We start from the raw sequence: 20,356 nt of genomic DNA on the forward strand, positions 1-20,356 counted from the left end.
GAAATTTAACAGGTGTTCAAACAGATGTTGGAGTGGTGTTCGAACATGATGCTGGATTTGCCCCTATATTTCCAGACATCTGTTATCACTTAACCCATTACAAGCCCGCTGCCGCAGATATTCCCGTGGCGAGCGATAACCCAGCGCACTATGCGGATGCCATTCGTTATAATGCTCGAACGCCTCTGCAAGGTTCTTTGCTGCCGTTAACCCGTCTGGTTTGGGCATGATACTGATGTAGTCACGCTTTATCGTTTTCACGAAGCTCTCTGCTATTCCGTTACTCTCCGGACTCCGCACCGCCGTGTTCTTCGGTTCAAGTCCCAACATCCGGGCGAACTGGCGTGTTTCATTAGCCCGGTAGCATGAACCATTATCCGTCAGCCACTCCACTGGAGACGACGGAAGATCGTTGCCGAAGCGGCGTTCCACCGCTCCCAGCATGACGTCCTGTACTGTTTCACTGTTGAAGCCGCCGGTAGTCCCCGCCCAGTGCAGTGCCTCACGATCACAGCAGTCCAGCGCGAACGTGACACGCAGTCTCTCTCCGTTATCACAGCAGAACTCGAACCCGTCAGAGCACCATCGCTGATTGCTTTCTTTCACGGCTACTCTGCCTGTATGTGCCCGTTTCGATGGCGGTACAGCAGGTTTTCGCTCAAGCAACAGCGCATTCTGGCGCATGATCCGGTAAACACGTTTGGCATTGATCGCAGGCATACCATCAAGTTCTGCCTGTCTGCGAAGCAGCGCCCATACCCGACGATAACCATACGTGGGCAGCTCTCCGATAACATGGTGTATACGGAGAAGCACATCCGTATCATCAGTGTGACGACTGCGGCGGCCATCCATCCAGTCATCGGTTCGTCTGAGAATGACGTGCAACTGCGCACGCGACACCCGGAGACAACGGCTGACTAAGCTTACTCCCCATCCCCGGGCAATAAGGGCGCGTGCGCTATCCACTTTTTTGCCCGTCCATATTCAACGGCTTCTTTGAGGAGTTCATTTTCCATCGTTTTCTTGCCGAGCAGGCGCTGGAGTTCTTTAATCTGCTTCATGGCGGCAGCAAGTTCAGAGGCAGGAACAACCTGTTCTCCGGCGGCCACAGCAGTAAGACTTCCTTCCTGGTATTGCTTACGCCAGAGAAATAACTGGCTGGCTGCTACACCATGTTGCCGGGCAACGAGGGAGACCGTCATCCCCGGTTCAAAGCTCTGCTGAACAATTGCGATCTTTTCCTGTGTGGTACGCCGTCTGCGTTTCTCCGGCCCTAAGACATCAATCATCTGTTCTCCAATGACTAGTCTAAAAACTAGTATTAAGACTATCACTTAAATAAGTGATACTGGTTGTCTGGAGATTCAGGGGGCCAGTCTAGATGCCAACACAAAGGCAACTAATAAAGATACAGATAAAGATCTAAAAACAGATCTAACCCATCCCAAACCCTTCCCTTCCGGAAGGGAGTTTCGGGATTTTGTGGCTGGAGTGCTTGAGGGGAGATTATCTGGCGGTACTGCAGCGGAATTTTGTAATTCTGCGGTGGTTGCGTTGCAGGCTGCTGGCCTGGATGTCTGTCGTGAGTATCCGGTGCCAGAGCGTGGTGACGGTTGCGGAGGGCGGATTGATATCGTCGTGACTGACAGGAACGGTGTCCGGTGTGGGATCGAGCTTGACCGAAATTCTCCGCGACAGAAATCACTGCTCAAAATCGGTGCTGTTGAAACCGGGATATGTGTCTTGCGGCGCAGTGATATCGCAAGGCACACCGAGCAGGGAATTCTGGTTATCGGTGGGGCTGTTCGCCAGAAAAAATTTGACCCGTTGTCAGTTGATCTGCCCGACTGGTTGTCAGAAACACTCTGGCATGAGTGGGTCCAGTTCAGGCAGGCATTGCGAAAACCGATTCGAACGGAGCTGGGCGCTAACGGGGCGATACGGGAACTGGAAAAATTCCGTCAGCAGGGTTTTACACCTGAGCAGGTGATTCGACACAGCATCGCCAATGAATACCAGGGTCTGTTCGCGCCGAAAGGTGTTCGGCCTGAGACGTTGCTCCGACAGGTTAACACCGTCTCGTTGCCGGACAGTGCGATCCCGCCAGGCTTCAGGGGGTAACAGACCATGAAAAATATTGCGACAGGAGGCGTTCTGGAGCGTATCCGCAGACTGACCCCACCATATGTAACCGCCCCATTCAGAACGGTTGCGGAGTGGCGCGAGTGGCAACTTGCTGAAGGCCAGAAACGTTGCGAGGAGATCAACCGCCTGAATCGTCAGTTGCGGGTGGAAAAAATCCTGAACCGCTCCGGCATCCAGCCGTTGCACCGGAAGTGTTCGTTTGCGAATTACCGGGCGCAGAACGACGGTCAGCGACATGCACTGAGTCAGGCGAAATCCATAGCTGACGAACTGATGACAGGCTGTACGAATTTTGTGTTCAGCGGTAAGCCCGGCACCGGAAAAAATCATCTTGCAGCCGCGATTGGCAACCGGCTGATGGCGAAGGGGCGTAGCGTGATTATCGTCACCGTGTCCGATGTCATGAGCGTGTTGCATGAGAGCTACGACAACGGCAAATCCGGTGAAAAATTTTTACAGGAGCTTTGTGGTGTTGACCTGCTGGTCCTGGATGAAATTGGCATGCAGCGGGATACGAAAAACGAGCAGGTGGTACTGAACCAGATTGTTGATCGCCGGACGGCATCGTTACGCGGTGTGGGGATGCTGACAAATATTAACCATGCAGCGATGAATACACTTCTCGGCGAGCGGGTGATGGATCGCATGGTCATGAACGGCGGGCGCTGGGTGAATTTTAACTGGGAGAGCTGGCGTCCGAATGTTAGCCATTCGAGGGTTGTTAAGTAGTTTCAGGAGGATTTATGGCGAAACCTTTTACTCCCGAACAGCGGGAAGAACTGAAGACGCGAATTGTGGAACTCGTGCATCAGGACGGTCGGGTCACGATTCGGCAGTTGTCCGATGAAACAGGTATCAGTCGTGCGTCTGTCGGTCGCTTATGCATAGAACTGGTCGCAAGTGGTGATGTATATAATTCTGGCTACGGCTTATTCCCGTCTGAACAGGCTCGCAAGGACTGGCAAAGCGCCCGCAAAAAACTCTCGAGAGTAAAGGTGAGGAAACCGGTTGTTGTTGATCCGGACCTTATCTGGTCATTACCTGACAGAGAAATACGCCGCTACGACAGGCGCCTGAATATAATCTGTCGCGAGTGCCGGAAGAGCGAAGCTATGCAGCGTGTACTGGCTTTCTATCAGGGTAATTTTCAGGAGGCGATACTGTGAATGAAATTAGCTATCAGGCTTCAATTACCGCTGGCATTCGCATCAAAGGAGAGGAGCATGGAAATAAAACCAGAAGATGAGTTAAGCAATATCGTTTTATTTCCGATAAAAGAGGATGACCCTCGTAATCAGGTTAATTTTCTTTATAAGCCATCGGAAAGACCATATTGCCATCACGCCTCTGTACGGGTTGACGAAAAAGAGCGTCAGGTCCGCTGTAAAATCTGCGGTGCGGTTGTGGAGCCGTTTGACTGGATGCTCTCTGTGGCAAAAAGAGAAACCAGACTGGCAGATGATGTAAGGCTATTGCGCCAGGAGGAACAGGAAAGGCGGAGAAATATAGAAAAGCTGATACAGATTGAGCGTAACGCGAAAGCGCGGATACGCAGGGCGACAAAATCCAGAACTGAATAATTAAATTTAGCACTGTTAAAAATTTAATCCTTAACCGGAGGGATTTCTGCACCCTCAAATCATCAGGAGACCGCCCGAAAGGGCGGTAATGAATGGTTACATTATTTAGAAAAAAATATCCGCGAAAGAGTAGAACAACAGAATTCCTGTTTCTCATTCTGTTTATCGTGTTGATGACACCGATATCCCCGCAAATTTTTGTCTGGATAATCGGAAAAATAATTGAGCCAGTTATTGAATTGTATAACGACGTGGTATGGGCGTCATTCAACACACTGCACAATAAAATTAATCCGTATAAGGAAAGCTGATATGGCACTGACGAAAAAACAACGTGCAGAACTGCGCATGAAGTTCGGTGGTCGCTGCGCTTATTGCGGCTGCGAACTTGGCGAAAAGTGGCATGCAGACCATGTAAAACCGGTCATTCGTTTTGATGGAAATATGCTTCACCAGGAACGTGACGATATATCCAACATGGTACCAGAATGCCACCCATGCAATCTGCACAAGCATTGCAGTAGCCTGGAAGATTATCGACGAATTATCAGTGATGGTCGTCGTGAATTCCTTGCGTCCGGGAAAGGCAAAGCGCTGGTTCGTATGGGATTGGTTGAAATGAAATCTGACCCGGTTGTGTTCTGGTTTGAAAAATATCAAGAAGGGGCTACGGCATGACTACTATTACCAAAGAGCGACTGCAATGGCTGGCTAACATTTCTGGCCGCGATGATATTGACGATATAGACGGCGGTGAAATTCGTGAACTGGCGCTTATCGCTCTGGCATCACTGGAAGCAGAGCCTGTAGCGGAATGCATTGTTGAAGATGGGGGCATGTGTATTGATGGGTTCGGTGAGTATGTGGGTCACTCGCTGCCTGATGGAATGCATGAGCTTTATGCTGCCCCGCGAATGCGACAACCTGATGGATGGAAAGCCGTAGCTGTAGCGTGGAAGGTGACGTTTACTCAAGTTGACCAGGAATCTAATACGTTCACTGCTATATATTTTTACAAAGCGGAAGTTGAGCGTTGGGTACGACTGCATAAAGCATGTGATTTTCGGGCAGATATAACACCGCTTTACGCAGCGCCGGCAGTGCCGGTTGCAGTAAACGACGACATGGCTTACGCATTCCATCACGCACTGTCAGATTCATCGCTTGGCTCTGATGAAATCGAAGAAATTAAAACCGGTTTGCGTGCTGCCTTTGCCAACGTCACTATCCAACCAGAGCCGATAGTGCCGGATGAAATCGGGCCAAACGATAGTAATACGTTTGATTATGTTGATGGCTGGAACGCCTGCCGCGCTGCCATGCTTAAGGGAGATAAATAATGATTAATCGAACCAAACTGGAGCACATTCTCGAATATGCCAGGCAGCAGAAATGTATTGGGCAACTTTGTAAAATTCCACCAGGAGATATGGTTGAAATCGTGGAAATGGCCATGCGTAAGGCTGGCAACTCTCCGGTAACTCTGGCTGGCTGGATAAGCTGTAGTGATGCAGTTCCTGCTGAATATTGCGATGTGATTCTTCTCGATGATCTCGGGAATGTATTCCCCGGTTCCTGGGATAAGGTTTTTTGCCCCACTCGTGGCGGGAATAAGATGGCTTTTGTGGACAAAGACGGCGTTGAAGTAGAGAGCTCAACTCACTGGATGCCGCTACCGGAACCACCGCAGGAGGTGAATCAATGACCTGGCCTGAGGCATTCACCACGGTAGGAATTGCGATGGCGGTGGCGCTGGTGGTGTATTCGATTTGCCGTTGGGGTTAACAAACAAAAACCCCGGATTGATGGTCCGGGGTTTTTGAAGGAAACAAAACAGAAACAGCAATTGCCGTTACCTGTTGTTACCATGGCAAGTAAACGTATCTCAGGCGAGCGCATTGCGCCGTTCTGACGCAGATAAATTAGCCTGGATAGAAGGTGCTGGCAATAAAAAATAGCGTTTTCTTATCGGTATCGGTAAGATTGCTGCGGGTGCTTGAGGCTGTCTGCCTCGGGCATGCCACTGTAAGGCAGACAGAGAAAAGCCCCAGTTAACATTACGCGTCCTGCAAGACGCTTAACATTAATCTGAGGCCCAATCTATGTCTCACAAATGTAGGTTAGCCTCTTACGTGCCGAAAGGCAAGGAGAAGCAGGCTATGAAGCAGCAAAAGGCGATGTTAATCGCCCTGATCGTCATCTGTTTAACCGTCATAGTGACGGCACTGGTAACGAGGAAAGACCTCTGCGAGGTACGAATCCGAACCGGCCAGACGGAGGTCGCTGTCTTCACAGCTTACGAACCTGAGGAGTAAGAGACCAGGCGGGGGAGAAATCCCTCGCCACCTCTCATGTGTCAGGCATCCTCAACGCACCCGCACTAAACCCGCTTCGGCGGGTTTTTTGTTGCGTGCTGAATACGCAGGGTGAAAAATAACCATATATTTGATTATATACACAACAAAAAATAAAAGTCATTGTACTTGCACATTAAACAATCAAATATACGGCGTGAAATAAATATTTATCAGATTAATATTTTTGTCTCTATGTGGATATAACCGTTTGTACTTATAAACCTGGGGGCATCGTGGAAAAAATAAAGAAACTATTTAGTAGCAAATACGCAGTCATACGTCGTGATGACCTGTCAGTTATAGTCGAAATGGATTACTTCCCTGAAACCCCAAAATCAATAATGTATCGTAATGGTCGAAAGGCAATTTTTTTACCGATGAGGGTAAGTGACATTATGGGAAATGATAAACTGCTGGATGAATTGCGAGTCAGAGCATCCTGTTAGTAGGTAATGACTCCAACTTACTGATAGTGTTTTATGTTCAGATAATGCCCGATGACCTTGTCATGCAGCTCCACCGATTTTGAGAACGACAGTGACTTCCGTACCAGCCTTGCCAGATGTTGTCTCAGATTCAGATTATGTCGCTCAATGCGCTGAGTGTAACGCTTGCTGATAACGTGCAGCTTTCCCTTCAGGCGTGATTCATACAGCGGACAGCCATCCGTCATCCATACCACGACCTCAAAGGCCGACAGCAGGCTCAGAAGACGCTCCAGTGTGGCCAGAGTGCGTTCACCGAAGACGTGCGCCACAACCGTCCTCCGTATCCTGTCATACGCGTAAAACAGCCAGCGCTGACGTGATTTAGCACCGACGTAGCCCCAATGTTCGTCCATTTCAGCGCAGACAATCACATCACTGCCCGGTTGTATGCGCGAGGTTACCGACTGCGGCCTGAGTTTTTTAAGTGACGTAAAACCGTGTTGAGGCCAACGCCCATAATGCGTGCACTGGCGCGACATCCGACGCCATTCATGGCCATATCAATGATTTTCTGGTGCGTACCGGGCTGAGAGGCGGTGTAAGTGAACTGTAGTTGCCATGTTTTACGGCAATGAGAGCAGAGATAGTGCTGATGTCCGGCAGTGCTTTTGCCGTTACGCACCACGCCTTCAGTAGCGGAGCAGGAAGGACATCTGATGGAAATGGAAGCCACGCAAGCACCTTAAAATCACCATCATACACTAAATCAGTAAGTTGGCAGCATTACCCTGTTAGTATTGGCATTAATTCTGGTATACTACATAACGGGCTGAACACCCATTCTACTGCGCCAGCGGAGAACTACGATGGCGCATATACAACTGGTCAAACAAACCTCTTCCGGATTACTTCTCCCGGCGACGCCGGAGAGTTGCGATTTTTTGCATCAAATCAAAATAGGTGAGTGGATACACGCAGACTTTAAGCGTGTGCGTAACTACGCATTCCACAAGCGTTTTTTCAAACTCCTGCAACTGGGATTTGATTACTGGACTCCGGTCGGTGGGGCGATCACGCCTCGCGAACGAAAACTGGTATCAGGCTTCGTTGATTACCTGTGCGAATCAGTAGGTCGGGAACACACTCCAGCCCTGAGTGATGCCGCAGAGCAATACCTTAATACAGTTGCGACATGCAGAACCCGGGATACGGCATTGCTAAAGTCGTTTGACGCTTTCCGCGAGTGGGTAACCATTCAGGCCGGATTTTACACCGAGCATATTTATCCTGATGGTAGTCGTGGGCGCAGGGCAAAATCTATCGCATTTGCGAACATGGACGAAACCGAGTTTCAGCAGGTTTATAAATCTGTACTGAATGTGCTGTGGAACTGGATCCTGTTCCGTAAATTTTCCTCTCCGGAGGAAGTCGAAAATGTGGCCGCGCAGTTACTGGAGTTTGCGTAATGGTGGATTTACGTAAAGCGGCGCGGGGGCAGATGTGCACCGTCAGAATTCCTGGCTACTGCAATCACAATCCCGAAACTTCTGTGCTGGCGCATTACAGGCTGGCGGGGACGTGCGGAACAGCGACAAAACCACACGATATGCAGGCAGCGATTGCCTGTAGCTCATGCCACGATTTAATCGACGGGCGGGTAAAAACCAGCGATTACACCAAAGAAGAATTACGCCTGATGCATGCAGAAGGTGTTTTTCGCACACAAGAAATCTGGAGAAAGGAAGGTTATTTATGATTTACCCAACAAATACAGGCAAAAGCGGGGAACACCTTCGTCTCACCACGCTGGAAAGTGTCTGGATTCAGGGAAAACTGCGCATGTGGGGGCGCTGGTCGTATATTGGCGGCGGTAAGACGGGAAATATGTTTAACCAGTTGCTGGCATCCAAAAAATTGACGAAAACAGCCGTCAATGAAGCCCTGCGCAGGATGAAAAAAGCGGGAATAGAGAAACCTGAGCTGGAAGCGTTTTTGCGAGAGATGATCAATGGCAAGCAAAAGACCTGGCTGGCGCATTGTACTGATGCAGAGGCGTTATGTATTGATAGAGTCATAAGTGAGGTGCTGGCAGAGCATCCTGGATTGATTAGTGTCCTCCGGCAACGGTATGAAGGGCGGGGGATGACTAAGCGTAAAATGGCTGAATTGCTGAATGACGCACACCCTGAGTGGTGTTTCCGGACGTGCTGCAGTCGGGTAGATGTATGGCTAAATCTTGCTGAATATATGCTCTATCTACCGATGCGTGATGCATTCTCTTCCGGGGATCTAAAAACCGTTTGTTGACTCAATCTGTTATCCGGGGCTATATTCCTCACGCGCCAGCAAAATCTGGCGTCGGGATTGGCGTCCCGGATGTTTACGGAGCGATATGAGACGCGCCCGCGTCTTTTTTCATATCGTTTGCACAGTCACATTCGCGATTTATGGCGGGCTGTGTGGGGGAGCCGAAAGGCTCGCCGGTTTCCGTACCCGGTTACGCCAACCCTGCACAGTTCGCCACCAGTTCGATTGGCGTCGTCGGTGGCGATAATTTCCAAATGTACGGAGTTATCGTTATGACCACTCAAATCTCTGTTGAAACTCTCTCCCCGATCACCCATAACCAGTGAGGTAGCCTGAGTTTAACGGACACTCCTTCCTGAAATAGAATGGCATCAGAAGGAGCTAATAATGAGCAGAAAAACCCAACGTTACTCTAAAGAGTTCAAAGCCGAAGCTGTCAGAACGGTTCTTGAAAATCAACTTTCGATCAGTGAAGGCGCTTCCCGATTATCCCTTCCTGAAGGCACTTTAGGACAATGGGTTACCGCCGCCAGAAAAGGGCTCGGTACTCCTGGTTCCCGCACGGTGGCTGAACTGGAATCTGAAATTCTGCAACTGCGTAAGGCGTTAAATGAAGCTCGCCTTGAGCGAGATATATTAAAAAAAGCAACAGCGTATTTTGCACAGGAGTCGCTGAAAAATACGCGTTAATCGAACAATGGCGACAACAATTTCCCATTGAAGCGATGTGTCAGGTATTTGGTGTATCCAGGAGCGGTTATTACAACTGGGTACAGCATGAACCCTCAGACAGAAAACAAAGTGATGAGCGGCTAAAACCGGAGATTAAGGTGGCACATATCCGCACTCGCGAAACATATGGAACCCGGCGGCTCCAGACGGAGCTGGCAGAGAATGGCATCATCGTTGGTCGTGACCGACTGGCACGTCTTCGTAAGGAGCTGAGGCTACGCTGTAAGCAGAAACGCAAGTTCAGAGCGACTACGAACCCGAACCACAATCTGCCAGTTGCGCCAAATCTGCTGAACCAGACGTTCGCTCCTACAGCACCAAATCAGGTCTGGGTGGCGGACCTGACGTATGTTGCCACACAGGAGGGATGGTTGTACCTCGCTGGCATCAAAGATGTTTATACGTGTGAAATTGTCGGCTACGCCATGGGAGAGCGCATGACAAAAGAGCTGACAGGTAAAGCCCTGTTTATGGCGCTCAGGAGCCAGCGCCCACCTGCCGGGCTAATCCACCACTCTGATCGAGGTTCACAGTACTGCGCATACGATTACCGGGTCATACAGGAGCAGTCTGGTCTGAAAACATCAATGTCGCGTAAAGGTAACTGTTACGACAACGCTCCGATGGAAAGCTTCTGGGGAACGCTGAAAAATGAGAGCCTGAGCCACTATCGTTTTAATAACCGGGATGAAGCCATCTCAGTAATACGGGAATACATTGAGATTTTCTACAATCGTCAGCGTCGTCACTCTCGTCTGGGGAATATCTCCCCGGCAGCCTTCAGGGAAAAATATCATCAGATGGCTGCTTAAAAAAAGAACAAATGGTAGTGTCCGCTATTGCCAGTACACCTCAGTAATCCATCCAGGCCTGTTGTTGCAGAGCTTGGCGATGATTCAGGCTGGCATTTTTTCAGCCAGAGAAACCCGGATAACAGCATAGTGTTCACTGTTAACGGACAGGTAATTCCGTTAAATTACGGAAACTTCGATGCCCGCTATAAATATCGAACAGAGGGGGTACAGGATGTACGGTATGGCCATGAAATGTATTACAGCCCCGGCAGTAACACCGTTTCGTGGAGATTTTGCGCACCTTCGGGACACGGGCTGTCAGGGATGGCGATATCGGATACCGGCCGTAACTCAGCGGATAACGTTGACGGTGTGTATTACCGACCACTGCAAAAACTGATTAATGGCACCTAGTATAACGTAGCGAGTATTTAACAATGTTGCATTTAAAAAATATTACTACGGGTAATCCGAAAACAGCAGAACAATATCAGATGACAAAACGATATTCGGTCACCTGGCTTTTTTCAGAAGACGGAAAAAACTGGTATGAAGAGCTGAAGAATTTCGCCAGGACACAATTAAAATAACTTACACCGGAGACGGTCGCGTGGTGTGGGTCGGTAAGGATGTGACAGGCATTGAACCCCGTAACGCCAGTGTTATTGAAGTTCCTGATATTACCGCCAACCGCCGCATTACCGCGCCGGGTTACTGGTTTTACCGCAATGATGAATTTGTCTTTGACTACAGACTCAAAGCGGAAGATGAGCGTGATGCCCTTCTGGCTCAGGTCAGTGCCCGGACAGGGGAATGGGAAGAAGACCTGCTGCTGGGGTTAATCAGCGACGAAGATAAAGAAAAGCTGAAAGCCTGTCGTATTTACGCGAAATCGCTGCAGGCGATGGATTTCAGCACCATCACTGATAAATCCTCATACAACGCCATTGAATGGCCCGCCTCTCCGGAAGGTTCTTCCTGATTTAATTTATCGCGAGAAAAACAATGTCTGTAGTGATATCAGGTGCGCTGACTGATGGCGCAGGTATCCCCATGTCCGGATACCATATTATTCTGAAATCCCGGGTAAACCCCCCGGAAGTGGTGATGAACACTGTTGCTGATGTGATGACAGGAAACGATGGTGAATACTGTTTCCATGCGCGGACTGGAAAATATGGTGTGTATCTGAAACAGGACTGGCGCAACGAGTACAACGTTGGCGACATTGCTGTATATGAGGACTCAAAGCCCGGCACGCTGAATGACTTTCTGATTGCTCCTGATGAGGGCGACCTGAAACCGGATGTCGTCAAACGCTTTGAGGAAATGGTGGCGCAGGCGCAGCAGAGCGCCGGGGCCGCAGCCGGAAACGCACAGCAGACGGCGCAGGATGTGGCGGCAGCCGCAGGTTATGCCCGCGCAGCAGAGCAGGCCAAAAATGACATTGATGCTGCGCTGACCGGCACTCTGAAAACGGCTAACCATCTGTCTGAAATCGCAGCAGCAGGCGAAAAGGCACAACAGAAGTCCCGGGATAATCTGGGGCTGAAAAGTGCGGCCACGATGGAAGCACAGAGCGACATTTACGACCGGACAAAAGGCCGTCTGGCGATACCCGGCGCATTCGGCTTTGGGTGTGCTTTTCTGCCTGAAGATGTTATCCGTTTTGACACTAAGAGTGATTTCCTGGCCTGGGTAAGGAATGCGCTGCCAGGTGAATATTCCGTTGCTGGCCCCTACGGCATCATCATACCCGACACACGGTTTGAAGGGGTGCTCAGCATCCGGTGGACTGATGCACGCCCTGAGACAACAGAACCGCGGTACAGAGCCAAATCCCTTACTTTTTACGGCATTAACGGCCCCATTTATCACACCCGCTACCGCTACTGGCCCATATCCAGACTGACTGACTGGGTGAAAATAAATATAACCACAGAAGATATTATTTACAGAATCGTGGCGAGCTCTGTCCGCAACAGATGGGGAGACCCTGACATTGGCGGGCTGATTATTGCTGCGTACCAGGGAGAAGCTGACGGTGATAAAGTCATCAGACTTGTCAGGGGGCAGTCATACAGAGGCTCACGACTGGGACCGGTGGGGATTTCAGTGCCCAGTACTCCCACCGGAACGTATATAGCATCCCCACAATTTTTCATTACGGGATGTTCAGAGCATTCATTACCGGGGTCATATTGCGCCCTGTCCGGGGTGCCGGATGCTCATGTCTCTGGCGCAATGCCCGGGCTTTTTATTCGCACATCGTGAGGAATGCACCGTGGAAATTAAAAAAATCATTAATCCCCGTTATACCGAAAGTGGCGCAGTAGACTGTGACGTTTTTTTTGACGACAGGGACCAGGCAGTCCCCTACACAGCCACCGCTGATGATGTCGCTCCGACGGGTCAGCAAATCTGGCAGGAACTGCAAAGCGGCAAATGGGGTGAGATAGCCCCATTCACTGTGACACCAGAAATGCTGGAAGCGGCCAGAGAGGCCAGACGTCAGGAAATTGAAGCATGGCGCGCAGAACAGGAGGCGAAACCGCTCACGTTTGAATGGAACGGTCGTATCTGGAATGCTGGTCCCGATTCACTGGGCCGCCTGTCCCCGGTAGTCATGCTGGCAAAATCTGTCACAGCACAAACACATATGGCGTGGAGCGATGCCGATAATCAGCAGGTGAAACTGTCGATGCCGGAACTGGAAGAACTGGCGGCAGCAATGGTGCAGGCGCAGGTCGATCGCAACGATGAGATTTATCGCCGTCAGCGGGAGCTGAAGGAAGAGCTGAATAGTCTGAAGGATTTGAATTCGGTTAGGAATTTTATCGTGGAATAACAGAAGCTGCGGCACGTCGTATGCAGGAACGTGCCGCGGTTGGCTGGTAAACTTTCGATAGTGCGAGTATTGAATGATTTCTAGGCGTTATCGATTTTACGTATTTTTTGCATGATAGAATTCGTACCTCCTCCCAACGACCTTCCATGGCTTTCCGGACTTCTGTAGGCTGGCGGACGATGCTGTCCTCGGATGTTGTGCTAATTGGGTGATAACAGATCCTGTGTATGGGCGTTTCCCTTTGTGCGTGCGTTGATGCTGGTAACGGTAAACGTCATGATGAACACGACCGCGAATAAGACGACAATCGTCGGAGCTGGTGCGCTGTCGATAAAAAAGGACAGCCAGACACCAGTCATTGACACTATTACCGATATGCCAGTCGCCAGTAGGAGCGCAATATGAAAGCGTTGTGTCAGGAGTACTGCAATGGCGCCAGGCGCAATGAGCAGAGAAATAGAGAGAATGATACCTACTGCTTTCAGCGTCGCCACAATGGTCAGGGAAACCATGCACAGCAGCCCATAATGCAGCCATCTCGTATGCAAACCGCTTACCTGCGCCTGTTGATAATCAAAGCTGAACAGCAAAAAATCCCGCCATTTTACGCTAATAACAAGTGTAACCAGCCCGGCAATAATCACCGTCTGGATTATGTCGCCGATGGTTATCCCGAGCATGTCGCCGAAAAGAATATGGTCAAGATGTACGTCTGGTTTAATTGCAATATACAAGATCAGACCTGCGGCAAACATGCCAGAAAAAACAATCCCCATAACTGTATCTTGCTTGATTCGGCTGTTGTCTTTCAGGTATCCCGTCGCCACCGCGCAGAATACTCCGGCGACGAATGCCCCTGTAGCCAGAGGTAACCCCAGAATCCAGGTAAGCACGATGCCAGGAAAAACCGCATGACTCATCGCGTCACCCATCAGTGCCCAACCTTTCAGGACCAGAAAGACCGACAGCAGCGCACAGGGTATGGAAACTACCAGTGAAATCAGCAGTGCGTGACTCATAAAGGTGAACTGCAGTGGCTCCAGTAATAATGCCATCATGAGCGATCCTCCAGCGCTTTATGCGCACGCCGACGATTTGCCAAAAGTCCATGGGTGGGCGCAAATACAAATGCTAAAAGAAACAGCAGTGTCTGCGCCACCACGATGATTCCACCTGTCGCGCCGTCCAGAAAGTAACTGACCCACGCGCCGAGGAAACTGGTTACACTGCCAATAGTTACAGCAATTATGAGCAGGCGGGGAAAACGATCGGTTAACAACCATGCTGTTGCACCGGGAGTCACCACCAGACAGATCACCAGAAAGGCACCAACCGTTTGCAGCGCCGCAACGGTCGAAACCGACAGCAGGGTGAAGAAGAGGATTTTTAATCTGCCCGGATGTAATCCAATAGCACGGGCGTGATTCTCGTCGAAAAAGGTCACCATAAGATCTTTCCATTTGAAAAAAAGCACGATGATCGAGAGAATGCCAATGATAGTGAGTTGCAGGATATCCGCCGGATCGATTGCCAGAATATTGCCCAGGACGATGGTCTGAATGTTCACGGATGTCGGGTTCAATGACACCATAAACAGCCCCAGGCCAAAAAAGGACGAGAAGATCAGGCCGATGATGGCATCTTCTTTTAAGCGGGTGCGTTGGTTAAGAAACAGCATGCTGCCCGCTGCCAGTCCGCCGGAAAAGAAGGCTCCCAGAGAAAACGGAAGCCCCAGCATATATGCCCCCGCAACACCCGGGACAATAGAGTGCGACAGCGCATCGCCAATCAGCGACCAGCCTTTTAGCATCAGATAGCATGACAGGAAAGCGCAGAGACCGCCGACCATTGCCGAGACCCACATCGCATTGAGCATATATTCATAGCTGAAGGGTTCCAGTAGCACGTTCATCTTGCTTCCCTCTGCACCGCTGACGGTCGATGTGCCACAAAAGGGCGTTCATCGTCAGTAATAATGCTTTCTTCCGAGCCGTTAAGTGTGACATGGCGCAGTACGCCGCTAAAAGCCAGCTCCAGGTTCTCGGCTGTAAAAGTGGTGTCTGTCGGCCCGCTTGCCAGGACGGTGCCTTTGACCATGACCGTATAATCGCAAAATGTCGTGACTGAGCCGAGATTGTGCGTTGAGACAAGCATCGTTTTGCCTTCCGCGCGTAACTCCCTCAACAGGCTGATGATTTTCGCTTCGGTTTTCACATCAACGCCGGTAAAAGGTTCATCCAGCAGGATCACATCACCCTGCTGTGCAATTGCTCTCGCCAGAAAGACGCGTTTCTTTTGTCCACCGGAAAGCTCGCCGATTTGACGATGGCGAAAATCCACCATATCGACACGTTCCAGCGCATCGGTGACAATCTGACGATCCCTCTTTTTGGCTATACGCAACATACCCATATGCCCATAGCGGCCCATCATCACCACATCTTCCACCAGTACAGGAAATGACCAGTCAACCTCTTCTGACTGAGGGACGTAGGCAACCAGGTTTTTCTGTAGCGCCTGTCGCGTGGGAATACCCAGAACAGATATCTTTCCGCTGGTCAGACGCACAAATCCCATAATCGCTTTAAACAACGTCGATTTTCCGGAACCGTTTACCCCAACCAGAGCGGCAATAGATCCACTTGGTACTGTGAAGGATGCATCGCGCAGTGCTGTGTGCCCGTTACGCCAGGTGACAGTAACATCATTAACGACAATGCCTGCAGATTGCATCATTATTTCTCCCTTTTCCCGGCTTTAATTCCCTGTACCAGCGTACTGGTAGTAACCTTAAGAAGGTCGATATACGTAGGTACCGGGCCGTTTTCTGTGCTCAGGGAATCGACATAGAGCACACCGCCGTAGTGTGCGCCGGTTTCACGCGCAACCTGACGCGCTGGTTTATCGGAAATCGTACTCTCGCTAAAGACTGCCGGGATATGATTTTTCTTAACTATATCAACAACCTTACGTACCTGCTGCGGTGTTCCTTGTTGATCGGCATTAATCGGCCACAGATAAAGCTCTTTTAGCCCCAAATCGCGTGCGAGATAAGAAAAAGCCCCTTCACTGGTGACCATCCATCGCTGATTCTCAGGGAGTTCCGTAATCTGCTTACGCAGGGGGGCAAGGGTTTGGGTAATCTTGGCTTTATAAGTATCGGCATTACGTTGGTAGGTTTGTGCATTTGCCGGATCGTATTTTATCAACGCATCACGAATATTATCGACGTAAATCAGAGCATTATCTGGCGACATCCATGCATGGGGATTAGGTTTGCCCTCATAGGGTCCTTCGGTGATCCCTACTGGCGTCACACCCGAAGAGACAATTACTTCTGGAACCCCATTGAGATGCTGGTAAAAGCGTTGGAACCACAATTCCAGATTCATACCATTGGCGAGAATCAGTTGTGCCCCCTGCGCACGTTTAATATCGCCAGGGGTAGGCTGATACTCATGAATTTCTGCACCAGGCTTGGTTATGGATGAGACTTCTGCAGCATCTCCAGCCACGTTTTTGGCCATATCCGCGATGATGGTAAATGTTGTAATGACCTTGAATTTTTCAGTTGCACTTGCCTGAAATGCGATCGAGCAGGTGAGGGCGAGGCACCCCAAGAGCATGGTTACTTTTTTTATTGAGTGCATAATTTAGTACCTATAGTGAGCAAAATTAGAACAAACATAGCAACGGCTATGTTTTATAGCATAACCTATACAAAATGAAAATAATTATCATTAACAGCTTTGAGGCCTAAAACAGGGATTAGGTTGTTTCCTGCTGGCGACATGATATTGAGGAAAAAAGTAGAGCAGCTATTAGGCTTTGAAATGACTTTATGAGGAAAATTGTTGATGGCAAAAATGGGGCAAAAAAGAGTGGGTTATCGTAGCTTATTGTTGTCGCTGATAATGTTTAACATATTGAAAAATAAATAAAATACTTATGAGTCAGATAGTTGTGATTTTTGCCCTTACTTGTTCAGGTTGTATTGTTCTTTCTTTGTAATTTGTTGATTTTCTTGCATTATTTCAGTTCTCTGGTACTAAATGGGGCAAATTGGGGGCAAACTTTGCAACTACGATAACCGCGCATTCAACATGGCTATCTGTTCGTCGTTCATGTCATCAATCCACATACCGTAAATTTCATACACCATTTGCGCAGTTTCATGCCCCATCTGGCTGGCTATAAATGCCGGGTTCGCTCCTGCCGTCAACAGCCAGCAGGCAAAAGTATGTCGCGTATGGTACGGATTACGGCGGCGAATACCAGCACGTTTTACTGCTGCATTCCATCTTGTACCCAAACTGCTTACCGAGTAATAAGGTTTCTGTTTTTCGTTACACACCCTGGGCATGAAAACAAAATGCAGTTTTTGTTTTTCAGTTCTGCCGTACTCCCGATGATAAAAAGTGATTTCGCTTTTGCGATGATGCCCGGTCAGTTTGTATTGCTCCTTCAGTGCTTCAAGAGCCGGCTGCAGTAATGCTACCGTCCGGATCCCGGCATTTGTTTTTGGGGGACCGAACATATCAAGTATCGTCAGGTTTCTTCTGACATTCACAATTCCCTTCTCGAAATCCACATCCTCCCACGCCAGAGCTGCCAGTTCCCCGTGACGAAGCCCGGAGTAAACGGCAAATTTCCACAAGTTTTGGCTCTGTCCTTTTTCACTTTCCATTAATGCATTGAATTCTGTTTTAGATAACGGGTCAGGTAATGCTGCCAACTTACTGATTTAGTGTATGATGGTGATTTTAAGGTGCTTGCGTGGCTTCCATTTCCATCAGATGTCCTTCCTGCTCCGCTACTGAAGGCGTGGTGCGTAACGGCAAAAGCACTGCCGGACATCAGCGCTATCTCTGCTCTCATTGCCGTAAAACATGGCAACTACAGTTCACTTACACCGCCTCTCAGCCCGGTACGCACCAGAAAATCATTGATATGGCCATGAATGGCGTCGGATGTCGCGCCAGTGCACGCATTATGGGCGTTGGCCTCAACACGGTTTTACGTCACTTAAAAAACTCAGGCCGCAGTCGGTAACCTCGCGCATACAACCGGGCAGTGATGTGATTGTCTGCGCTGAAATGGACGAACATTGGGGCTACGTCGGTGCTAAATCACGTCAGCGCTGGCTGTTTTACGCGTATGACAGGATACGGAGGACGGTTGTGGCGCACGTCTTCGGTGAACGCACTCTGGCCACACTGGAGCGTCTTCTGAGCCTGCTGTCGGCCTTTGAGGTCGTGGTATGGATGACGGATGGCTGTCCGCTGTATGAATCACGCCTGAAGGGAAAGCTGCACGTTATCAGCAAGCGTTACACTCAGCGCATTGAGCGACATAATCTGAATCTGAGACAACATCTGGCAAGGCTGGTACGGAAGTCACTGTCGTTCTCAAAATCGGTGGAGCTGCATGACAAGGTCATCGGGCATTATCTGAACATAAAACACTATCAGTAAGTTGGAGTCATTACCCACCGGAACTGATTTGATGAACTATCAACGCTCTTAAATTCCCGGCCTTTTTAATGTTACTGTTAGTAATCTCCCAGCCTTTCAATGTTTCCCGACATCGTTTTCCTCGAAACATGAACCAGATGCGAATGTATTTACCTCGAATCTCGACACCTGTTGGTAATTTAGACATATCATGAGTCTTTGATAAACTGATTTATCTTCGGATAGTTGTACCAGATAATCCCTCGCTTACTGTCTGGCTTCCCTAAAGGAGATACTCGTTTGAAGTGGAAGCCTTCCACCCAACAGTTCTGGCGGTATGCTTCAATTTGTCTGGCACCCAGACCAGTGCGAAGCATCAGGCTGAACCGCCCCGGGTTTCCTGGAGAGTGTTTTATCTGTGAACTCAGGCTGCCAGATCATCGTTTCCGATGGAAGCATAATAAGCTTTTTCTGCTTCTGCCGGAGGGATGTGGCCCAGCCTTTCCAGCAATCGTCGATTGTTATACCAGTCCACCCACGTGAGTGTGGCCAGTTCCACTTCTGCACGGTTTTTCCAGCTCTTACGGTGTATTACCTCCGCTTTGTAAAGACCATTGATGCTCTCCGCCATCGCGTTGTCATACGAGTCGCCTGTACTTCCTGTTGATGCCAGTAATCCGGCTTCCTTAAGCCGCTGTGTGTAGGCCAGCGATACATACTGAGAACCTTTATCACTGTGATGGACCGTGCCGGACGGTCGACGGGCCCATAACGCCTGCTCCAGTGCATCCAGCACGAATGTCGTTTCCATGGACGATGAGACCCGCCACCCCACGATGTATCCGGCAAACACATCAATGATGAACGCCACATAGACGAAGCCCCGCCATGTGCTGACGTAAGTAAAATCAGCCACCCACAGCTGTTCAGGTCGTTCTGCCACGAACTGACGGTTTACGCGGTCGCCTGCGGCAACGGCTTTCCGGCTGATGGTCGTACGGACCTTTTTACCCCGGAGAACACCGGCAAGTCCCATAACCGCCATGAGACGTGCCACAGTGCATCTGGCCACTCTGATACCTTCCCGTAACAACTGACGCCAGACTTTACACCGTATACCTTGTGATTTTCATCGTATACGCGCTGTATCTCTTTCTTCTGCCAGTCATCGCGCTGCGCACGGGCACTGCGTTTATCCGGATGATGTCGCTGTTGCTGACAGTGGTAATACGGGCACTGTGTTTATCCGGATGATGTCGCTGTTGCTGACAGTGGTAATACGTTGACGGGGCAATATGCAGTTCGCTGCATAGCGGTCCGACCCCGTACTGCTCACGCAGCTTATCCAGCAGTGGCATCATTTTTTCCAGAGGCGGTCGAACTCCGCCTTCGCAAAATAAGCGGAAGCCTGGCGAAGGATATCGTTACTGCGGCGCAGTTCACGATTTTCACGCTCCAGCTCTTTCAGACGCTGACGTTCAGCGGTGGTGAGCCCTCCATCACCGCCCCCGGTATCCCGCTCATGCTGGCGAACCCAGACACGCAGAGTCTCCGGCGTACAGCCAATCTTTGGGGCAATGGAACAAATTGTCGCCCATTGTGAGTCATATTCGCCCTGACTTTCCAGAACCATACGGACTGCCCGTTGACGGACTTCGGGGGAAAAACGAGTATTTTTAGTCATCCTGTTTACCTCTTTCTCAGGAAGT

At 49.8% G+C, this 20,356-nt stretch carries 29 protein-coding genes and 9 other annotated features (3 of these 38 running past the window's edge); of the genes, 19 read left to right on the forward strand and 10 right to left on the reverse strand.

Translation table 11 applies throughout. The annotated features are described in order from the left end of the window. Positions 1 to 2,124: a sequence feature (Similar to Escherichia coli K12 conserved hypothetical protein gi: 1787622 (286 aa). BLAST with identity of 96% in 841 aa. This CDS has been disrupted by insertion. The sequence has been checked and is believed to be correct.), on the forward strand; it begins 400 nt to the left of the window's first position. After that, positions 53 to 1,383 (reverse strand) — a mobile genetic element. It overlaps the preceding feature by 1,331 nt. Both SF1342 and SF1343 read right to left on the reverse strand, forming a co-directional pair. Further along, complete coding sequence (locus SF1342) at positions 64 to 969, reverse strand: IS2 transposase TnpB (RefSeq protein ID NP_707239.1); 906 nt, start codon at positions 967 to 969, stop codon at positions 64 to 66. Its footprint overlaps the feature before it by 906 nt. Next, positions 927 to 1,337, reverse strand: a complete 411-nt coding sequence (locus SF1343) for an IS2 repressor TnpA (protein NP_707240.3) — start codon at positions 1,335 to 1,337, stop codon at positions 927 to 929. The genes SF1342 and SF1343 overlap by 43 nt, the downstream gene beginning before the upstream one ends. A gap of 6 nt (positions 2,125 to 2,130) precedes the next feature. Here SF1343 and SF1344 point away from each other — a divergent pair. The 9 genes from SF1344 to SF1350b all read left to right on the forward strand — a co-directional run bounded on the left by SF1344 (position 2,131) and on the right by SF1350b (position 6,531). Beyond that, complete coding sequence (locus SF1344) at positions 2,131 to 2,877, forward strand: DnaC-like chromosome replication protein (protein ID NP_707241.4); 747 nt, start codon at positions 2,131 to 2,133, stop codon at positions 2,875 to 2,877. Between the two features lie 14 nt (positions 2,878 to 2,891). After that, positions 2,892 to 3,314, forward strand: coding sequence for a bacteriophage protein (locus SF1345; protein NP_707242.1), 423 nt, complete (start codon positions 2,892 to 2,894; stop codon positions 3,312 to 3,314). Then, positions 3,315 to 3,728 (forward strand): bacteriophage protein, encoded by a 414-nt coding sequence (locus SF1346; protein NP_707243.1) that lies wholly within the window; start codon positions 3,315 to 3,317, stop codon positions 3,726 to 3,728. A gap of 92 nt (positions 3,729 to 3,820) precedes the next feature. Beyond that, on the forward strand, positions 3,821 to 4,039 hold the full coding sequence (locus tag SF1347; RefSeq protein ID NP_707244.1) for a hypothetical protein: 219 nt from the start codon (positions 3,821 to 3,823) through the stop codon (positions 4,037 to 4,039). Position 4,040: 1 nt separating this feature from the next. Next, positions 4,041 to 4,406 carry a hypothetical protein gene (locus tag SF1348; RefSeq protein NP_707245.1) on the forward strand — a complete coding sequence of 122 codons (366 nt, stop codon included), beginning with the start codon at positions 4,041 to 4,043 and terminating at the stop codon, positions 4,404 to 4,406. Then, positions 4,403 to 5,068 carry a hypothetical protein gene (locus SF1349; protein NP_707246.1) on the forward strand — a complete coding sequence of 222 codons (666 nt, stop codon included), beginning with the start codon at positions 4,403 to 4,405 and terminating at the stop codon, positions 5,066 to 5,068. The genes SF1348 and SF1349 overlap by 4 nt, the downstream gene beginning before the upstream one ends. Next, positions 5,068 to 5,433, forward strand: coding sequence for a hypothetical protein (locus SF1350; RefSeq protein NP_707247.1), 366 nt, complete (start codon positions 5,068 to 5,070; stop codon positions 5,431 to 5,433). Before SF1349 ends, SF1350 begins: the two co-directional genes overlap by 1 nt. Positions 5,434 to 5,830: 397 nt before the next feature. After that, entirely contained in the window at positions 5,831 to 6,043 is a 213-nt protein-coding gene (locus SF1350a; RefSeq protein ID YP_008439244.1) for a regulatory protein, read from the forward strand. 236 nt (positions 6,044 to 6,279) lie between these two features. Further along, positions 6,280 to 6,531 carry a hypothetical protein gene (locus tag SF1350b; RefSeq protein ID YP_008439245.1) on the forward strand — a complete coding sequence of 84 codons (252 nt, stop codon included), beginning with the start codon at positions 6,280 to 6,282 and terminating at the stop codon, positions 6,529 to 6,531. Between the two features lie 2 nt (positions 6,532 to 6,533). Continuing rightward, positions 6,534 to 7,301 (reverse strand) — a mobile genetic element. Here the strand turns inward: SF1350b and insB (SF1351) are convergent. Together insB (SF1351) and insA (SF1352) are read right to left on the reverse strand one after the other, a co-directional pair. Next, complete coding sequence (gene insB / locus SF1351; RefSeq protein ID NP_707248.1) at positions 6,549 to 6,944, reverse strand: insertion element IS1 protein InsB; 396 nt, start codon at positions 6,942 to 6,944, stop codon at positions 6,549 to 6,551. It overlaps the preceding feature by 396 nt. Continuing rightward, on the reverse strand, positions 6,971 to 7,246 hold the full coding sequence (insA, locus tag SF1352; RefSeq protein ID NP_707249.1) for an insertion element IS1 protein InsA: 276 nt from the start codon (positions 7,244 to 7,246) through the stop codon (positions 6,971 to 6,973). (Lies within the feature at positions 6,534 to 7,301.) Positions 7,302 to 7,379: 78 nt before the next feature. On the opposite strand from insA (SF1352), the gene SF1353 reads away from it, so the two are divergent. The 8 genes from SF1353 (at position 7,380) to SF1361 (ending at position 13,194) form a co-directional block, all read left to right on the forward strand. After that, positions 7,380 to 7,979: a bacteriophage protein gene (locus SF1353; protein ID NP_707250.1), complete on the forward strand. Its 600-nt coding sequence runs from the start codon at positions 7,380 to 7,382 to the stop codon at positions 7,977 to 7,979. Then, positions 7,979 to 8,269 (forward strand): bacteriophage protein, encoded by a 291-nt coding sequence (locus SF1354; RefSeq protein ID NP_707251.1) that lies wholly within the window; start codon positions 7,979 to 7,981, stop codon positions 8,267 to 8,269. Before SF1353 ends, SF1354 begins: the two co-directional genes overlap by 1 nt. Then, positions 8,266 to 8,820 carry a bacteriophage protein gene (locus SF1355; RefSeq protein ID NP_707252.1) on the forward strand — a complete coding sequence of 185 codons (555 nt, stop codon included), beginning with the start codon at positions 8,266 to 8,268 and terminating at the stop codon, positions 8,818 to 8,820. The genes SF1354 and SF1355 overlap by 4 nt, the downstream gene beginning before the upstream one ends. A 323-nt stretch (positions 8,821 to 9,143) precedes the next feature. Continuing rightward, positions 9,144 to 10,407, forward strand: a mobile genetic element. Then, positions 9,208 to 9,510, forward strand: coding sequence for an insertion sequence element IS600 transposase (locus tag SF1356; RefSeq protein NP_707253.1), 303 nt, complete (start codon positions 9,208 to 9,210; stop codon positions 9,508 to 9,510). Its footprint overlaps the feature before it by 303 nt. Continuing rightward, on the forward strand, positions 9,546 to 10,364 hold the full coding sequence (locus tag SF1357; protein NP_707254.1) for an insertion sequence element IS600 protein: 819 nt from the start codon (positions 9,546 to 9,548) through the stop codon (positions 10,362 to 10,364). Its footprint lies within the feature at positions 9,144 to 10,407. Next, positions 10,408 to 20,356, forward strand: a sequence feature (ipaH island II) (it continues 11,941 nt past the right edge of the window). Then, positions 10,957 to 11,328, forward strand: a complete 372-nt coding sequence (locus SF1359) for a tail fiber assembly protein (RefSeq protein ID NP_707256.1) — start codon at positions 10,957 to 10,959, stop codon at positions 11,326 to 11,328. (Overlaps the previous feature by 372 nt.) Next, positions 11,352 to 12,620: a tail fiber protein gene (locus SF1360; RefSeq protein NP_707257.2), complete on the forward strand. Its 1,269-nt coding sequence runs from the start codon at positions 11,352 to 11,354 to the stop codon at positions 12,618 to 12,620. After that, positions 12,631 to 13,194, forward strand: a complete 564-nt coding sequence (locus tag SF1361) for a hypothetical protein (protein NP_707258.2) — start codon at positions 12,631 to 12,633, stop codon at positions 13,192 to 13,194. On the opposite strand, the gene sitD is transcribed toward SF1361, so the two are convergent. From sitD to sitA, 4 genes are all read right to left on the reverse strand, one after another. Next, the gene (gene sitD / locus SF1362) at positions 13,395 to 14,252 is read right to left on the reverse strand and encodes an iron transporter inner membrane protein (RefSeq protein NP_707259.1); all 858 of its coding nucleotides are present in this window, start codon (positions 14,250 to 14,252) and stop codon (positions 13,395 to 13,397) included. Beyond that, positions 14,249 to 15,106 (reverse strand): iron ABC transporter permease, encoded by an 858-nt coding sequence (sitC, locus tag SF1363; protein NP_707260.1) that lies wholly within the window; start codon positions 15,104 to 15,106, stop codon positions 14,249 to 14,251. Before sitC ends, sitD begins: the two co-directional genes overlap by 4 nt. Further along, the gene (gene sitB, locus SF1364) at positions 15,103 to 15,930 is read right to left on the reverse strand and encodes an iron ABC transporter ATP-binding protein (protein ID NP_707261.1); all 828 of its coding nucleotides are present in this window, start codon (positions 15,928 to 15,930) and stop codon (positions 15,103 to 15,105) included. The genes sitC and sitB overlap by 4 nt, the downstream gene beginning before the upstream one ends. Further along, a complete protein-coding gene (gene sitA, locus SF1365) occupies positions 15,930 to 16,820 on the reverse strand; it encodes an iron ABC transporter substrate-binding protein (RefSeq protein NP_707262.2) in 891 nt (296 codons plus the stop codon). Before sitA ends, sitB begins: the two co-directional genes overlap by 1 nt. Further along, positions 17,276 to 18,855, reverse strand: a sequence feature (Similar to Escherichia coli K12 transposase gi: 1787607 (412 aa). BLAST with identity of 96% in 525 aa. This CDS has been disrupted by insertion. The sequence has been checked and is believed to be correct.). Continuing rightward, positions 17,916 to 18,683: a mobile genetic element, on the forward strand. Its footprint overlaps the feature before it by 768 nt. Here sitA and insA (SF1366) point away from each other — a divergent pair. Together insA (SF1366) and insB (SF1367) are read left to right on the forward strand one after the other, a co-directional pair. After that, complete coding sequence (gene insA / locus SF1366; protein ID NP_707263.1) at positions 17,971 to 18,246, forward strand: insertion element IS1 protein InsA; 276 nt, start codon at positions 17,971 to 17,973, stop codon at positions 18,244 to 18,246. It overlaps the preceding feature by 276 nt. Beyond that, positions 18,273 to 18,668 carry an insertion element IS1 protein InsB gene (insB, locus tag SF1367; protein ID NP_707264.1) on the forward strand — a complete coding sequence of 132 codons (396 nt, stop codon included), beginning with the start codon at positions 18,273 to 18,275 and terminating at the stop codon, positions 18,666 to 18,668. Further along, positions 19,030 to 19,879: a mobile genetic element (partial), on the reverse strand. Here the strand turns inward: insB (SF1367) and SF1370 are convergent. Together SF1370 and SF1371 are read right to left on the reverse strand one after the other, a co-directional pair. Further along, positions 19,072 to 19,692, reverse strand: coding sequence for an insertion sequence element IS629 integrase core domain-containing protein (locus SF1370; protein NP_707266.2), 621 nt, complete (start codon positions 19,690 to 19,692; stop codon positions 19,072 to 19,074). Its footprint overlaps the feature before it by 621 nt. Then, positions 19,877 to 20,356 (reverse strand) — a mobile genetic element (partial); it runs 29 nt beyond the window's last position. After that, positions 20,005 to 20,331 carry an insertion sequence element IS629 protein gene (locus tag SF1371; RefSeq protein NP_707267.1) on the reverse strand — a complete coding sequence of 109 codons (327 nt, stop codon included), beginning with the start codon at positions 20,329 to 20,331 and terminating at the stop codon, positions 20,005 to 20,007. Its footprint overlaps the feature before it by 327 nt.

The organism is Shigella flexneri 2a str. 301 (genome assembly GCF_000006925.2).
GTDB lineage: Bacteria > Pseudomonadota > Gammaproteobacteria > Enterobacterales > Enterobacteriaceae > ECMA0423.

Excerpts from the sequence above, each read along its gene's own strand:
- SF1344 (NP_707241.4), top strand. The coding sequence starts at position 2,131 with ATGAAAAATATTGCGACAGGAGGCGTTCTGGAGCGTATCCGCAGACTG.
- SF1345 (NP_707242.1), top strand. The coding sequence starts at position 2,892 with ATGGCGAAACCTTTTACTCCCGAACAGCGGGAAGAACTGAAGACGCGA.
- SF1346 (NP_707243.1), top strand. The coding sequence starts at position 3,315 with ATGAAATTAGCTATCAGGCTTCAATTACCGCTGGCATTCGCATCAAAG.
- SF1347 (NP_707244.1), top strand. The coding sequence starts at position 3,821 with ATGGTTACATTATTTAGAAAAAAATATCCGCGAAAGAGTAGAACAACA.
- SF1348 (NP_707245.1), top strand. The coding sequence starts at position 4,041 with ATGGCACTGACGAAAAAACAACGTGCAGAACTGCGCATGAAGTTCGGT.
- SF1349 (NP_707246.1), top strand. The coding sequence starts at position 4,403 with ATGACTACTATTACCAAAGAGCGACTGCAATGGCTGGCTAACATTTCT.
- SF1350 (NP_707247.1), top strand. The coding sequence starts at position 5,068 with ATGATTAATCGAACCAAACTGGAGCACATTCTCGAATATGCCAGGCAG.
- SF1350a (YP_008439244.1), top strand. The coding sequence starts at position 5,831 with ATGTCTCACAAATGTAGGTTAGCCTCTTACGTGCCGAAAGGCAAGGAG.
- SF1353 (NP_707250.1), top strand. The coding sequence starts at position 7,380 with ATGGCGCATATACAACTGGTCAAACAAACCTCTTCCGGATTACTTCTC.
- SF1354 (NP_707251.1), top strand. The coding sequence starts at position 7,979 with ATGGTGGATTTACGTAAAGCGGCGCGGGGGCAGATGTGCACCGTCAGA.
- SF1355 (NP_707252.1), top strand. The coding sequence starts at position 8,266 with ATGATTTACCCAACAAATACAGGCAAAAGCGGGGAACACCTTCGTCTC.
- SF1356 (NP_707253.1), top strand. The coding sequence starts at position 9,208 with ATGAGCAGAAAAACCCAACGTTACTCTAAAGAGTTCAAAGCCGAAGCT.
- SF1357 (NP_707254.1), top strand. The coding sequence starts at position 9,546 with ATGTGTCAGGTATTTGGTGTATCCAGGAGCGGTTATTACAACTGGGTA.
- SF1360 (NP_707257.2), top strand. The coding sequence starts at position 11,352 with ATGTCTGTAGTGATATCAGGTGCGCTGACTGATGGCGCAGGTATCCCC.
- sitD (NP_707259.1), bottom strand. The coding sequence starts at position 14,252 with ATGATGGCATTATTACTGGAGCCACTGCAGTTCACCTTTATGAGTCAC.
- sitC (NP_707260.1), bottom strand. The coding sequence starts at position 15,106 with ATGAACGTGCTACTGGAACCCTTCAGCTATGAATATATGCTCAATGCG.
- sitB (NP_707261.1), bottom strand. The coding sequence starts at position 15,930 with ATGATGCAATCTGCAGGCATTGTCGTTAATGATGTTACTGTCACCTGG.
- sitA (NP_707262.2), bottom strand. The coding sequence starts at position 16,820 with ATGCTCTTGGGGTGCCTCGCCCTCACCTGCTCGATCGCATTTCAGGCA.
- SF1370 (NP_707266.2), bottom strand. The coding sequence starts at position 19,692 with ATGGCGGTTATGGGACTTGCCGGTGTTCTCCGGGGTAAAAAGGTCCGT.
- SF1371 (NP_707267.1), bottom strand. The coding sequence starts at position 20,331 with ATGACTAAAAATACTCGTTTTTCCCCCGAAGTCCGTCAACGGGCAGTC.